Source organism: Agrococcus carbonis, from assembly GCF_900104705.1.
In the GTDB taxonomy this organism is placed as follows: Bacteria; Actinomycetota; Actinomycetes; order Actinomycetales; family Microbacteriaceae; genus Agrococcus; species Agrococcus carbonis.
Genome location: NZ_LT629734.1, coordinates 1,839,013 through 1,851,181, shown reverse-complemented (window position 1 = coordinate 1,851,181; position 12,169 = coordinate 1,839,013). Strand labels below are relative to the sequence as shown.

Annotated in this window: 11 protein-coding genes and 3 tRNA genes; 5 read left to right on the top strand and 9 right to left on the bottom strand. The window is 72.7% G+C overall.

Going from position 1 to position 12,169, the window contains the following annotated elements:
* Positions 1-54 precede the first annotated feature (54 nt).
* From hpt to tilS, 3 genes are all read right to left on the bottom strand, one after another.
* Positions 55-615, bottom strand: coding sequence for a hypoxanthine phosphoribosyltransferase (gene hpt, locus BLT67_RS08945; protein WP_092666694.1), 561 nt, complete (start codon positions 613-615; stop codon positions 55-57).
* Positions 616-696: 81 nt separating this feature from the next.
* Positions 697-1,458, bottom strand: coding sequence for a hypothetical protein (locus BLT67_RS08940; RefSeq protein WP_092666693.1), 762 nt, complete (start codon positions 1,456-1,458; stop codon positions 697-699).
* Between the two features lie 109 nt (positions 1,459-1,567).
* Positions 1,568-2,560: a tRNA lysidine(34) synthetase TilS gene (tilS, locus tag BLT67_RS08935; RefSeq protein WP_092666692.1), complete on the bottom strand. Its 993-nt coding sequence runs from the start codon at positions 2,558-2,560 to the stop codon at positions 1,568-1,570.
* Positions 2,561-2,607: 47 nt separating this feature from the next.
* Here tilS and BLT67_RS08930 point away from each other — a divergent pair, with 47 nt between their 5' ends.
* On the top strand, positions 2,608-3,153 hold the full coding sequence (locus tag BLT67_RS08930; RefSeq protein ID WP_092666691.1) for an inorganic diphosphatase: 546 nt from the start codon (positions 2,608-2,610) through the stop codon (positions 3,151-3,153).
* Positions 3,154-3,262: 109 nt separating this feature from the next.
* Here BLT67_RS08930 and BLT67_RS08925 read toward each other — a convergent pair whose 3' ends face one another.
* Positions 3,263-4,678, bottom strand: a complete 1,416-nt coding sequence (locus BLT67_RS08925) for a M23 family metallopeptidase (RefSeq protein WP_092666690.1) — start codon at positions 4,676-4,678, stop codon at positions 3,263-3,265.
* Positions 4,679-4,928: 250 nt separating this feature from the next.
* On the opposite strand from BLT67_RS08925, the gene BLT67_RS08920 reads away from it, so the two are divergent.
* The 4 genes from BLT67_RS08920 (at position 4,929) to BLT67_RS08905 (ending at position 6,508) form a co-directional block, all read left to right on the top strand.
* A tRNA-Glu gene (locus BLT67_RS08920) sits at positions 4,929-5,001 on the top strand.
* Between the two features lie 56 nt (positions 5,002-5,057).
* Positions 5,058-5,135: transfer RNA gene (locus BLT67_RS08915), tRNA-Asp, on the top strand.
* Between the two features lie 58 nt (positions 5,136-5,193).
* Positions 5,194-5,269, top strand: a tRNA-Phe gene (locus BLT67_RS08910).
* A 219-nt stretch (positions 5,270-5,488) separates the two neighbouring features.
* Positions 5,489-6,508, top strand: a complete 1,020-nt coding sequence (locus BLT67_RS08905) for a TerC family protein (protein ID WP_092666689.1) — start codon at positions 5,489-5,491, stop codon at positions 6,506-6,508.
* Between the two features lie 42 nt (positions 6,509-6,550).
* Here the strand turns inward: BLT67_RS08905 and BLT67_RS08900 are convergent, their stop codons facing one another.
* The 5 genes from BLT67_RS08900 to BLT67_RS08880 form a co-directional block, all read right to left on the bottom strand.
* Positions 6,551-7,231, bottom strand: coding sequence for an NADPH-dependent F420 reductase (locus tag BLT67_RS08900; RefSeq protein ID WP_092666688.1), 681 nt, complete (start codon positions 7,229-7,231; stop codon positions 6,551-6,553).
* Positions 7,232-7,309: 78 nt separating this feature from the next.
* Positions 7,310-7,768: a pyridoxamine 5'-phosphate oxidase family protein gene (locus BLT67_RS08895; protein ID WP_231945457.1), complete on the bottom strand. Its 459-nt coding sequence runs from the start codon at positions 7,766-7,768 to the stop codon at positions 7,310-7,312.
* 155 nt (positions 7,769-7,923) lie between these two features.
* Positions 7,924-8,544 carry a 1-acyl-sn-glycerol-3-phosphate acyltransferase gene (locus BLT67_RS08890; RefSeq protein ID WP_092666687.1) on the bottom strand — a complete coding sequence of 207 codons (621 nt, stop codon included), beginning with the start codon at positions 8,542-8,544 and terminating at the stop codon, positions 7,924-7,926.
* A gap of 56 nt (positions 8,545-8,600) precedes the next feature.
* Positions 8,601-9,728, bottom strand: coding sequence for a fatty acid desaturase family protein (locus BLT67_RS08885; RefSeq protein ID WP_092666686.1), 1,128 nt, complete (start codon positions 9,726-9,728; stop codon positions 8,601-8,603).
* 166 nt (positions 9,729-9,894) lie between these two features.
* The gene (locus tag BLT67_RS08880) at positions 9,895-12,090 is read right to left on the bottom strand and encodes an acyl-CoA dehydrogenase family protein (RefSeq protein WP_092666685.1); all 2,196 of its coding nucleotides are present in this window, start codon (positions 12,088-12,090) and stop codon (positions 9,895-9,897) included.
* Positions 12,091-12,169 lie beyond the last annotated feature (79 nt).

The following is a 12,169-nucleotide window of genomic DNA, read 5'->3' as shown; positions in this document are numbered from 1 at the left end:
GGCCATGATCCCAAACGCGGCCGCGACTGCGCTCGGAACCCGCCGCATCCGCCGTCAGCCCTTGTCGCTGTAGACGTGCGGGGCGAGCACGCCGATGCCGCGCATGTTGCGGTACTGCTCGGCGTAGTCGAGCCCGTAGCCGATGACGAACTCGTTGGGGATGTCGAAGCCGCAGTACTTGACGTCGACCTCGACCTTGAGCGCGTCGGGCTTGCGCAGCATCGTGCAGATCTCGACCGACGCGGCGCCGCGGGACTCGAGGTTGCCGCGCAGCCACGAGAGCGTGAGCCCGGAGTCGATGATGTCCTCGACGATGAGCACGTGGCGACCGGTGAGGTCGCTGTCGAGGTCCTTGAGGATGCGCACGACACCCGACGACGTGGTGCCGGAGCCGTAGGAGGAGACGGCCATCCAGTCCATCTCGATGTGCCGGTTGAGCGCCCGGGCGAGGTCGGCCATCACCATGACCGCGCCGCGCAGCACGCCGACGAGCAGCAGGTCCCTGCCCTCGTAGTCCGCCTCGATCTCGCGCGCGAGCTCCTCGAGCTTGTCGTGCAGCTCCTGCTCGGTGATGAGGGTCTTGGCGAGGTCGCCCTCGACGTGCTCGAACTCCATGTGCGCTCCTCGGGTCGCGGCGGCGGTGGGAACCAACCTACCGGCGCGGGCGGCACAGTTCGCGCGTGCGGCGGTCGCGGCTCAGCGGCTCGCGAACGACGCGAGCACCGTGCGGATGTCGCCGTACTCGTCGGTCTCGAGGTAGGCGCGCGCCGCCTCGAAGCTCGCGAACGAGGGGTACGCGAGCCCGTCGTCGGCGACGATCTGCAGCAGCAGGTAGTCGTAGCCGGCCGGGCCGTCCTCCTGGTACAGGGCGAGGATGCCCGGCTCGCACGCGCCCTCGGCATCGTTCTCGGAGACCCCGGCCGCGAAGACGACCCGCCCGTCGTCGCCCGCGTAGGCGACGGCGACGGCAGCGGCGCCGGGGTCGACGACGTGCTCCCCCAGCGGCAGCGACTCGAGCACCTCGGCCTCGGGCCGCTCGCACGGCGAGAAGTCGGTCGCGTACTGCCCGCCGCTCCCGACGGCTTCGAAGCGCAGCATCGGGATGCCCGCCGCGTCGCGCACGAGGCCCCGATGGTCGGTCCAGTCGGCGCGGCCTTCGATGACCTCGGTCGTGATGTCGGCCGTCCAGTCGGCGGGCATCGACCAGCTCGTGTGCCCGTCGCCGAGGTCGAAGCGCTGCCAGTCGGCGGGCACCGCGACGCCGCTCGCCTCGGTCGGCGACGAGCTGGGCTCCTCCTGTGCCGGCGTGCCGATCGGCGTGGGTGACGCGCTGGTGGTCGCAGGCGCGGTCGCGACGGGCGGCGCGGTCGCCTGCGGTGCGGCGGGCGCGCAGCCGGCGAGCGCCAGGAGCGCGATGAGCGCGGGGGCGGCGACTGCGGCGGGGCGGAGCGTGGCCATGGGGTTCCTCTCGGGCGCTGCGGATGCTCGTGCACCCTGAGATGTCCGGCTGCGCCCGTCGGTCACGCGGATGCGCTCGGCAAGCGATGCGGTCGCGTCGGCCGGGCGCTCAGGCCGCGACGAAGACGAGCCGACGGCCCTCCCGCGTCACCCGGATGCCCGGCAGGTGGATCGGCCCCTGGCCGTGCCAGTCGGTGACGAGCCGCGAGACCTCGAGGGTCTGCTGGCGCGAGAGCGCCGTGTGGAACTCGCTCTGCACGGCCAGCCGGATGATGCGCTGGCGCAGCGCCGGCGGGTTGGCCGCGAGCGCCCCCGCGTCGAGCGAGAGGCCGCCCTCGGCGTGCTCGACGAGGTCGCCGATCTGCTCCTGCGCGAAGTGGGCGAGCGCCTCGGCGTCCTCGCGCAGGGTGTCGGCCGTGCGGGTGAGGGCCTGCGCGACGCCGCCGCCGAGGACCTCGTCGAGCATCGGCAGCACCCGGTGGCGCACGCGCACGCGCAGGAAGCGGTCGTCGTCGTTGTGGGGGTCGCGCCACGCCTCGAGGCCCGCGTCGACGCACGCGGCGTGGGTCGTCGCACGGCGCACCTGCAGCAGCGGCCGGCGGAGGAAGCCGATGCGCGGATGCATGCCCCACAGGCTCTCGGCGCCCGAACCGCGTGCGAGGCCGATGAGCACCGTCTCGGCCTGGTCGTCGAGCGTGTGGCCCAGCAGCACCGCAGCGGCGCCGAGCTCCTTGCGCACCTGCAGCAGCGCCGCGTAGCGCGCCTGGCGCGCGGCCGCCTCGGGGCTGCCCTCGCCCGAGACCTGCACGCGCACGACGCGCACGGGGTCGAGCCCCAGCATCCGCGCCTGCTCTGCCGCGCGCTCGGCGATCTCGGCGCTGTCGGGCTGCAGCCCGTGGTCGACGATCACGGCGCCGGCGCGATGGCCCGCGCGCGGGGCCTCGAACGCGGTCGCCGCGGCGAGCGCGAGCGAGTCCGGTCCGCCCGAGAGCGCGACGAGCACGAGCGATCCCTCCGGCAGGTCGGCGGTCGCCTCGCGCACGGCCCGACGCACGTCGGCGACGGCGGGCGTCAGCCGCGGACGGCGGTCGCTTTCGGGCATGAAGTAACCTTATGCCGATTCCGCACCCCCACGAGAAGGAGCCGCTCTTGGCCGCCTACGACGTCGTCATCGAGATCCCGAAGGGGAGCCGCAACAAGTACGAGGTCGACCACGAGACGGGCCGCGTCTACCTCGACCGCGTGCTGTTCACGACCTTCGTCTACCCGACCGACTACGGCTTCTTCGAGGGCACCCTGGGCCTCGACGGCGACCCCGTCGACGCGCTCGTGCTGCTCGAGTACCCGGTGCCCCCTGGCGTCTTCGTCAAGGTGCGCCCGGTCGGCCAGCTCAACATGGAGGACGACGGCGGCATCGACACGAAGGTCGTCTGCGTGCTCGAGAAGGACCCGCGCTGGGCCCACATCCAGGACATCGACGACGTGCCGCAGCAGGTGCGCAACGAGATCGAGCACTTCTTCGTGCACTACAAGGACCTCGAGCCCGGCAAGTGGGCCAAGATCGGCGGCTGGGAGGGCGCGGCCGCGGCCGAGGCGACCGTGCGCGCCGGCTTCGAGGCGTTCGACGCCGCGCACGGCGACGAGACCGGCGAGAGCGTCGAGAAGCCCGAGGGTGGCCGCGACGTCACCGACTGACCTCAGCTGACGAGAGCGGGGCGCGCCTTCGGGCGCGCCCCGCTTCGTCGTGCTGCGGCGGATGCGTCAGCGCGCGTCGGGCGCGCAGGGCCGGTCCGCGCCGGGCCGGTCAGCGCAGGCGCACGCCTCGCGCGGCGAGGAACGGCTCCGGGTTCACGAGCGAGCCGTTCACTCGCACCTGGAAGTGCAGGTGGCAGCCGGTCGAGTGGCCCGTGCTGCCCTCGTAGCCGACGACCTGGCCGGCGCTCACGCGCTGGCCCGGGTAGACGGTCGCCGGATACGCCATGTGGGCGTACTCGGTCTGGACGCCGCCGGCGTGGCGGATGTAGAGGATGTTCGCCCCGTAGATGTCGTAGCCGCGCAGTGCGACCGTGCCGGCCGCCGCGGCGTAGATCGGCGAGAAGCAGCCGCCGACGATGTCGACGCCCGCGTGCAGCTTGCGGCCGAGCAGCCCGACGGGGTCGTTGCGCCAGCCGTAGCCCGAGGTGAAGCGGCCGTAGTGCGGGGTGACCCAGCCCGAGCTCGCGGGCGGCGTCACGGGCACGGACCCGCCGCCGCTGCTCGAGCCGTTGTTCTGCGACGCGTTCCGCGCGGCCTCCTCGGCGAGACGGCGCTGCTCGGCGAGCCAGCGCTGACGGGCCTCCTCGCGCTCGCGGGCCTCGCGCTCGCGGCGCAGCCGCTCCTGCTCGGCGAGCCAGCGGCGGTGAGCCTGGCCCGCCTGGTAGTCCTCCTCGGTCGCGCGCCGGTTCTCGACGAGCACCGCGAGCTGCGCCTCGAGCTCGACCTTGTGCTCCTGCTGCGCGACGACGGCGGCCTGCGCCGCCTCGGCGGCCTGCTGCGCGGCGACGAGCGCCTCGTCGGCCGCGACCTTCAGCTCGTGGAGCGCGTCGCGCGCGACGGTCGCCTGATCCTGCAGCGCCTGCGCGGTGTTCGCATCCTGCTGGGCCTGCTGGTAGAGCGAGTCGGCGGTGCCGGCGACGCGGTCCATCATCCCGAGCCGGTAGAGCCACGTGTCGGCGGAGCCCGGGTTGGCGAAGAGCTCGGCGCTCATGTCGCCCGTGCCGCCGGTGCGCGCGAGCTGCGCCGCGAGCTGGCCGGCCGCGGTCTGCGACTCCTCGGCGCGCGCGCTGGCCTCGTCGGCCTGCTCCTGCAGGCGCTCGGCGACGGCCACGGCCTCGTCGTAGACGCGCTGCGCCTCGATGGCCTCGGCGGCCCGCTGCTGCGAGAGGGCCTCGGCGGCGGCGGCCTCGTTCTCGAGCCGCGAGATGAGCCCGCGGATCTCGGAGATCTGGCGGTCCTTGGCGTTGACGTCGCTGCGCGCCGCCTCGACCTCCGCCCAGGTCGGGAAGCCGTACTCGTCGACCGCCTGCGCTTCGGGAACCACGGGCACGACGAGCGTGGCGACGAGCGCGGCGATCGCCGCAGTCGCGGAGGCGGCGAAGCGGAGGCCGCGCCAGCGGGCGCGCCGTCGCTCGAGGTCCGCCTGCCGCTCGGGCTTCGCCATGGTCTCCCCGTCTTGCGGCATGGGTCTGCCGCGTCATCGTGCATCGCCGCAGCCTCAGCTCCCGCCGGGCGCGGCACAATCGGAGCAACGCTAGCAACATTCATGCTCGACTAGAAGGTTTGCTTGCGGAAGGCTGAGGCGGGCGTGTCGCCCTCGGTGGCCTTGCGCCAGCCCTGAGCGAGGGCAACGCGCCGGTCCGGCGCAGCCGATTTGCACGGAGGCGCGACCGCCCTGTAACGTGTCTCCTCGGTAGTCGCGTGCTTCGGCACACGGCCCCATCGTTTAGCGGCCTAGGACACCGCCCTTTCACGGCGGCAGCACGGGTTCGAATCCCGTTGGGGTCACTCTCTTCGGATTCGGTTCGTGCGATCGGGTTCTGTACGATGGGTACTGCCAGTAAGGCCCTGTAGCGCAGTCTGGTTAGCGCGCCGCCCTGTCACGGCGGAGGTCGCGGGTTCAAGTCCCGTCAGGGTCGCCATTGCGGCGGGCCCTCTCACAGCGAGAGGGCTTTCTGCAAGGAGCGGACGAGAGTCCGAGGCTCTGTAGCTCAGTTGGTAGAGCGCACGACTGAAAATCGTGAGGTCACGGGATCGACGCCCGTCGGAGCCACCAGTGAAGCCCCCGGTCACCGCCGGGGGCTTCCTCGTGCCCCCGGTCGCACGTTTCCTTTGACGACCGCAGCCGCCCACTCGTATCGTGGGATGCGGAGGGGAGTAGTCCCCCGGCATCCGTCGTCACTCCGTGCCCGCCATCGGGCTCCGGCGGATGCGGGACCGCCGACAGGCGGCCCCCGGTCGAGACCTCCAGTTGCACCGCCGACTGGAGGAACGCATGGGTGCTCCCCTCGCCGCCTGGCTCGCCGTCCTCGCGATCATCCTCGCGATGCTCGCGATCGACCTCTTCGCCCACCGCCGCGCGCACGTGATCGGCGTGCGAGAAGCGCTCGCGTGGTCAGTGGCGTGGGTCGGCGTCGGCGTCGGCTTCGGCCTCGTCGTCTGGAGCGTCTGGGGCGCCGAGTACGGCCAGCAGTACTTCGCCGGCTACCTCATCGAGAAGTCGCTCGCCGTCGACAACGTCTTCGTGTGGGCGATCATCTTCGCCTCGTTCGCCGTGCCGCGCGAGCTCCAGCACCGCGTGCTGTTCCTGGGCGTGCTCGGTGCGCTCGTCTTCCGCGGCATCTTCATCGCCGCCGGCGCGGCGCTCATCGAGCGCTACTCGTGGATCCTCTACGTCTTCGCCGCGTTCCTGATCCTCACGGGCATCCAGATGCTCCGCACGCGCCACGAGCACCCGCATCCGGAGCGCTCGCGCACGCTGCGGCTGTTCCGGCGCCTCGTGCCGACGACGGACGCGTACTACGGCCAGCGGTTCCTCGTGCGCCGGGCGGGCGTCGTGATGGCGACCCCGCTGCTCGCGGTGCTCGTGCTCGTCGAGGTGACCGACATCATCTTCGCGGTCGACTCCATCCCGGCGATCTTCGCGGTCACCGCCGAGCCCTTCATCGTGTTCACCGCGAACGCCTTCGCGATCCTGGGCCTGCGCGCGATGTACTTCCTGCTCGCCGACCTCATGCACCGCTTCGTCTACCTCAAGGTCGGGCTCGCGGTCGTGCTGCTGTGGGTGGGAGCGAAGATGGCGCTCCTCGACGTCCTCTACATCCCGACGCCCGTCTCGCTCGCGGTCGTCGCGGCGATCATCGCAGCGTCGGTCGTCGCGTCGCTCGTGCGCACGCGCGGGCAGGGTCGCCGCGCCGTCGAGGCGGAGCCGGCCGGCGCCTACCGCATGGCGACCGCGGCCGAGCTGGCCGAGGTCGAGCCGCTGGTGCGCCGGCGGGCCCGAGCGGCGCGCTGATGCAGCGCGGCGGCGCCTCGGGATGACGCCGGCGCGCCGCTCTCAGGCGGTCGCGATGAGCTCGCGCAGCGTCGCGGCGTCCTCGTTCGCGCCGAAGGCCGGCCAGCCCGGCTGCAGGTGCAGGCCGTCGGCGAGCGTCGGCAGCACGACGGGGTCGAAGCCGAAGCCGTCGACGATCCCGGCGACCTCCGCGACATCGGCCGGGTCGTCGCCCGCGACGGCGATCGCGCGGCGCTGCGGGTGCCCGGCCGGCCGCGGCCAGTCGGCGAGGTCGTGGTAGCCCATGTGGTTGAAGGCCTTCACGACGCGCGACTCCGCCAGGAACTCCTGCACGATCGTGCTGGTCGGGCGATCCGGGTCGGTGAACTCGTCGCGGATGCCGTCGGTCTCCCACCAGTAGTTCATCGCGTCGATCACGAGCTTGCCGCGCAGCTGCTCCACCGGCAGCCGCTCGTACTGCCCGAGCGGCAGGGCGAGGATGACGACGTCGGCCGCGGCAGCCGCATCCGCCGACACCATCGCCTCAGCGCCCGGCGCGAGGTACTCCACGATGAGGCGGATGCGGGCCGCGCTGCCCGAGCCCGCGATGAGCGTGCGGTGCCCGGCGGCGAGCGCGTGCTTCGCCAGCACGGTGCCGATCTTGCCGGCGCCGAGGATGGCGATCGTCTGGGTCGCGGCGCTCGCCTCGACCGTGCTGGCGCCCGATGCGGCCGGCTGCGTCATGCGTCTCCTCTGGCTGCGTGTGCTCTGCGTCGTGTCACGACGGAGAACGCGCGCAGCGCAGCCGCCATTCCGCGGCGCTCAGTCGCTCGAGTCGACGAGCGGCTCGTTGTCGGCGTCCGGCTCGGGCCAGCGGTGGAAGCGGCGGCCGGAGACCCGGGAGAGGTCGATGCGCACGTACTCGCGCTTGACCGTCGGCACGAGCGGGTGGATGGGCAGCCTCGAGGCGGCCTCGACCTCGTCGCTCGACTCGAGCCGGCGCGCCTTGCCGTGGCCGATGACGCTCCACGCCTCCTTGACGCCGATGTTGTCGATCTCGAAGACGACGTCGTCGGCGAGCAGGACGCCGGCGAGCTTCGTGCCGGGCGCGGTGCGGAACGTGATCTCGTTCCCGGACGCGTGGTAGTTGATGGGGAACACCTCGAGCACGTCGCCGACGCGGAACGCGATGCGCCCGAACTCGAAGGCGGAGAGCAGCTTGCGGCACTCCTCCGGGCTGATCTCGTGCACCGGCTCGTCGCGTCCCTGCATGTCGGTCATGGCCTCATGGTGGCATCGCACGCGCCGTCGCGCCAGGGCGTGCGGCGCGGCGCCAGCGGTGCAGCAGCGCTCAGCGCACGGCCGGTCAGCGCAGGGCAGGGCCGATCAACGCAGCGCAGGGCCGATCAGCGCAGGGCCGATCAGCGCAGGGCCGATCAGCGGAGGGCCGCTCCCCCGCCGCGCTCAGCGGCCAGGCGCTCGCTGAGGCCCGCCTCGTCGGCGAGCCGCGGCTCGGTGGTGCGCTCGGGGATGATGCCGCGCTTGTCGGCGTAGAAGGCGCGGATGCGGTCCATGTCGGCGGGCACATCCCCCGTGAGCGCGATCGTCGGCCCGAGCCCCGTCGTGCCGGTGACCGAGTCGACCCAGCCGAGCGTGACGGGCACGCCCGCTTCGAGCGCGATCCGGTAGAAGCCGCTGCGCCACTGGCGCGAGCTGCGCGTGCCGTCGGGCGTCACGACGATCGCCGCGTGCGGGTCGGTGCGCGCGAGCTCGGCGACGCGGTCGACGAGCCCCGCCGGGTCGTCGCGGTCGACGGGGATGCCGCCGAGCCGCAGCATGAGCCCGCCGAGCGGCCCGCGGAAGAGTTCGCGCTTGCCGAGCCAGCGCACCGGGAGCCGCGCATCCCACGCGATCGCGAGCATGAGCACGAAGTCGCGGTTGGAGGTGTGCGGGGCGCCGATCAGCAGGCGCGGCCCGTCGTGGGCGGGCGACTCGCGCACGAGCCGCCACGGGCTCACCGCCCAATGCAGCTGCGCGATCGCGTGCCGGAGCGGCATGCGCCTACGAGGCGTCCGCGCCGCGCTCGAGCGCGCCCCGCGCATCCGTCCCCCGGTCATCCGCGCCGCTCGGTCGCCTCGATGCGGCGCGCCGACAGCATCGGGCACTCGAACGGGTCGCGGGCGGCGAGGCCGACGCGGTTGAGGTAGCGGACGACGGATGCGTAGGCGCCGACCATGCCGGTCTCGGTGTAGGGGATGCCGTGGGTCGCGCAGTGGAGGCGCACGATGTCGCTCGCCGCCCGGAGGTGCGGGCGCGCCATGTTGGGGAAGAGGTGGTGCTCGACCTGGTAGTTCAGGCCGCCCATGAGCGCGCTCATGCCCCATCCGCGGATGTTGCGCGACGTGCGCACCTGCTTGCTGAAGAAGTCGAGCTTGGCGTCACGGCTGACGGTGGGCATGCCCTTGTGGTTGGGCGCGAACGACGCGCCCATGCCGACGCCGAACACGGCGAGCTGCACGCCGAGGAACGCGAGCGCCATCCACGGCGGCATCACGAGCAGGAGGAACGCGATGAGCACGGCGAAGCGCGCGGCGATCATGCCGAGCTCGAGCCAGCGGCCCACCACGGGGCGTCGCTCGAGCAGCGTCGCGACCGAGCGCACGTGCAGGTTGAGGCCCTCGAAGGTCAGCAGCGGGAAGAACAGCCAGCCCTGGCGGCGGGTGATCCAGCGCTGGATGCCCCGGGCACGCTTGGCGTCGGAGGGCAGGAACGAGATGGTGTCGACCTCGATGTCCGGGTCGCGGCCGATCTGGTTGGGGTTGGCGTGGTGGCGCGAGTGCTTCGTCATCCACCACTGGTGGCTGATGCCGACGACGCCGGCGGCGAGGATGCGGCCGAGCCGGTCGTTCGCGGGCCCGGAGCGCAGCACCTGGCGGTGCGAGGCCTCGTGGGCGATGAAGGCGATCTGCGTGAGCACGACGCCGAGCCCCGCGGCGATGAGCAGCTGGAACCAGCTGTCACCGAGCAGCACGGAGCCCGCGAGCAGCGCGACGAGCGCGACCCCGAGGCCGACGAGCAGCCAGCTGTAGAAGCCGACCGTCCGCTCGAGGAGGCCCGCGTCGCGCACCGCCTTGGCGACGACCCGGAAGTCGGCGCGGCGATCCTCCTCGGAGCGGGCGGATGCGGGGGTGGTGGTGCGCACGGCGCCGAGCGTGGCGCTCGTTGCGGTGATCGAGGTCATGGGTCCCTTCGGGGTCGCGACGACTTCCCAGCCGGTGGAGGCCGGTCGACCGTCGTGGTCGGGACCCCGGATGCTTTCAGCGTATGCCGTACGCAATACCGCTGGCCGCATACGCCCTATGCGTTGCGCCTGAGCTGCTCGCGTGCCTTCCCGACGCTCGACGACGTCAGCGCGCGGCGACCTCCGCGCTCTCGGCGGCCGGCGCATCCATCGACGGGTCGGCGGAGTCGGCCGCGGCGGCCGACTCGCCGTCGATCGCCGAGGGCGGCACGGGCGCGGCGCCCGCGGCGACGATCGGCTGCGCCTCGACATCCGTCGCGCGCGAGCGCTTCTCGGGCACGGGCAGCTCGCCCGCGGCCCGCAGCGCGTCGTAGTGCGCCTGCGCCTCCGCCTGACGACGCCCCTCGGCACCCGTGGCGATGTGGGCGCGCAGGTGCTCGTCGCCGAGCCCGAACGCCGCGACGAGGTCGAGCGCGTGCGGGCGCAGCTTCTGCAGCAGGCGGTCGATCGTCGAGGTGACGGCCTGCGAGCGGGCGCCCGAGAGGCGGCCGTGCTCGAGGTGCCATGCGGCGTGCTGCTCGATGATCGTGAGGGCGAAGAGGTCGCGCAGGTGCGTCAGCACCTTCTTCGTCGCCTCGGGGCTGCGCTCGACCGCGGCGTCGAGCGCGTCGAACTGCTGCAGCTCGACCCACGCGCGAGCGGCCTCGATCAGCTGGTGCTGCTCGTCGTTGAACGCGGCGGCGGCCTTGGCCTGATCCTTCGGCGCGTGGCGCAGGCGGCCGGCGATGTCGGCGACCATCGTCTCGACGCGGTCCTCGAGGAGGTCGCGCTGGAACTCGCGGTCGCGCAGCGCGATCGACGACTTCTTGACGTTGCGGAGGTCGCGCACGTCCTGCGAGAAGGTGCGCAGGCCCACGAGCGTCGTCGCGCGCTCGAAGAACTGGTCGGCGGCGAAGCGGGCGATGTCAGCCTTCGACGCGCCCTTGAACTGCTTCGCGAAGTCGCCGAGCAGGCGCTTGCCGACGAGCTGCAGCAGCACCGTGTTGTCGCCCTCGAACGTCACGTAGATGTCGAGGTCGGCGCGCAGCTGCACGAGCCGGTTCTCGCCGAGGAAGCCGGCACCGCCGCACGCCTCTCGGGCCTCCTGGAGGGTGTCGAGCGCCTGCCAGGTCGAGAGCGCCTTGAGGCCTGCCGCGAGGGTCTCGAGGTCCTCGCGCTCCTCCGGGGTGTCGGTGCGGCCCGAGAAGACGCCGTCGAACTTGGTCAGCAGGCGCTCGTGCGCGTAGGTCTGCGCGTAGGCCTTGGCGAGGCGCGTGAAGAGGCGGCGCTGGTGGCGGCGGTAGTCGAGCAGCACCTCCTCGTGGGTGTCGCTCGACGCGTTGAACTGCCGCCGCTCGGCGCCGTAGCGGATGGCGATCGCGAGCGCCGCCTGCTGGGCGACCGCCGCGGCGCCGTCGAGGGAGACACGGCCCTGCACGAGGGTGCCGATCATCGTGAAGAAGCGGCGGCCGGGGCTCGCGATCGGGCTCGAGTAGGTGCCGTCGGGGGCGACGTCGCCGTAGCGGTTGAGCAGGTTGGTGCGGGGCACGCGCACGTGCGTGAAGTGGAGCCGGCCGTTGTCGATGCCGTTGAGGCCGCCCTTGTAGCCGTCGTCCTCGCCGCCGACGCCCGGCAGGAACGCGCCCTCGTCGTCGCGGATCGGCACGTAGAACGCGTGCACGCCGTGGTCGATGCCGCGGGTGATGAGCTTCGCGAACACCACCGCGTGCTTGCCGTGCAGGGCGGCGTTGCCGAGGTAGTCCTTCCACGCGCCGCGGAACGGCGTGTGGATGACGAACTCCTCGGTCTCCGCGTCGTAGGTCGCGGTCGTGCCGATCGACGCGACGTCGGAGCCGTGGCCGGTCTCTGTCATCGCGAAGGCGCCCGGCACCTCGAAGCGCATGATCGCGGGCAGGAACGTGTCGTGGTGGTGCTGCGTGCCGAGGTGCAGCACCGCGGCGCCGAACAGGCCGAACTGCACGCCCGACTTGATCTGGAGGCTCGGGTCGGCGAGCACGAGCTCCTCGAAGCCGGCGATGTTGCCGCCGTGGTCGTCCTCGCCGCCGAGGCGCTTCGGGAATGCGGCGAGCACGGCGCCGTCGTCGACGAGCAGCTGCAGCTGCTCGAGGGCGCGCTGCCGGTGGTCGGCCATCGTGAGGTCGTCGATGCGCTGGTAGCGCGGGTCGGCGACCTTCTGGCGTGCCGCGAGGCGGCGCTCGGCCCACGTGCCGAGCAGGTCGCGGCCGAGCCAGTCCACGTCGACCTTCCCGATGCGCCGCGGCTCCTCGCTGCGCTGACGGCGGTTGCGGTTGGTGTCGGCCATGGCTCCCCCTCGGACTCGGCGGTGCGGCAGGCGCGCGGATGCGGCGCCGTCGCAGGTGCGCCCCCACGGTAGGCAGGGC

What these genes read in the sequence shown, in the direction of transcription:
- BLT67_RS08890 (WP_092666687.1), bottom strand. Translation starts at nt 8,544, where the DNA reads ATGCCGCTCCGGCACGCGATCGCGCAGCTGCATTGGGCGGTGAGCCCG.
- BLT67_RS08880 (WP_092666685.1), bottom strand. Translation starts at nt 12,090, where the DNA reads ATGGCCGACACCAACCGCAACCGCCGTCAGCGCAGCGAGGAGCCGCGG.
- BLT67_RS08895 (WP_231945457.1), bottom strand. Translation starts at nt 7,768, where the DNA reads ATGACCGACATGCAGGGACGCGACGAGCCGGTGCACGAGATCAGCCCG.
- hpt (WP_092666694.1), bottom strand. Translation starts at nt 615, where the DNA reads ATGGAGTTCGAGCACGTCGAGGGCGACCTCGCCAAGACCCTCATCACC.
- BLT67_RS08900 (WP_092666688.1), bottom strand. Translation starts at nt 7,231, where the DNA reads ATGACGCAGCCGGCCGCATCGGGCGCCAGCACGGTCGAGGCGAGCGCC.
- tilS (WP_092666692.1), bottom strand. Translation starts at nt 2,560, where the DNA reads ATGCCCGAAAGCGACCGCCGTCCGCGGCTGACGCCCGCCGTCGCCGAC.
- BLT67_RS08925 (WP_092666690.1), bottom strand. Translation starts at nt 4,678, where the DNA reads ATGCCGCAAGACGGGGAGACCATGGCGAAGCCCGAGCGGCAGGCGGAC.
- BLT67_RS08905 (WP_092666689.1), top strand. Translation starts at nt 5,489, where the DNA reads ATGGGTGCTCCCCTCGCCGCCTGGCTCGCCGTCCTCGCGATCATCCTC.
- BLT67_RS08940 (WP_092666693.1), bottom strand. Translation starts at nt 1,458, where the DNA reads ATGGCCACGCTCCGCCCCGCCGCAGTCGCCGCCCCCGCGCTCATCGCG.
- BLT67_RS08885 (WP_092666686.1), bottom strand. Translation starts at nt 9,728, where the DNA reads ATGACCTCGATCACCGCAACGAGCGCCACGCTCGGCGCCGTGCGCACC.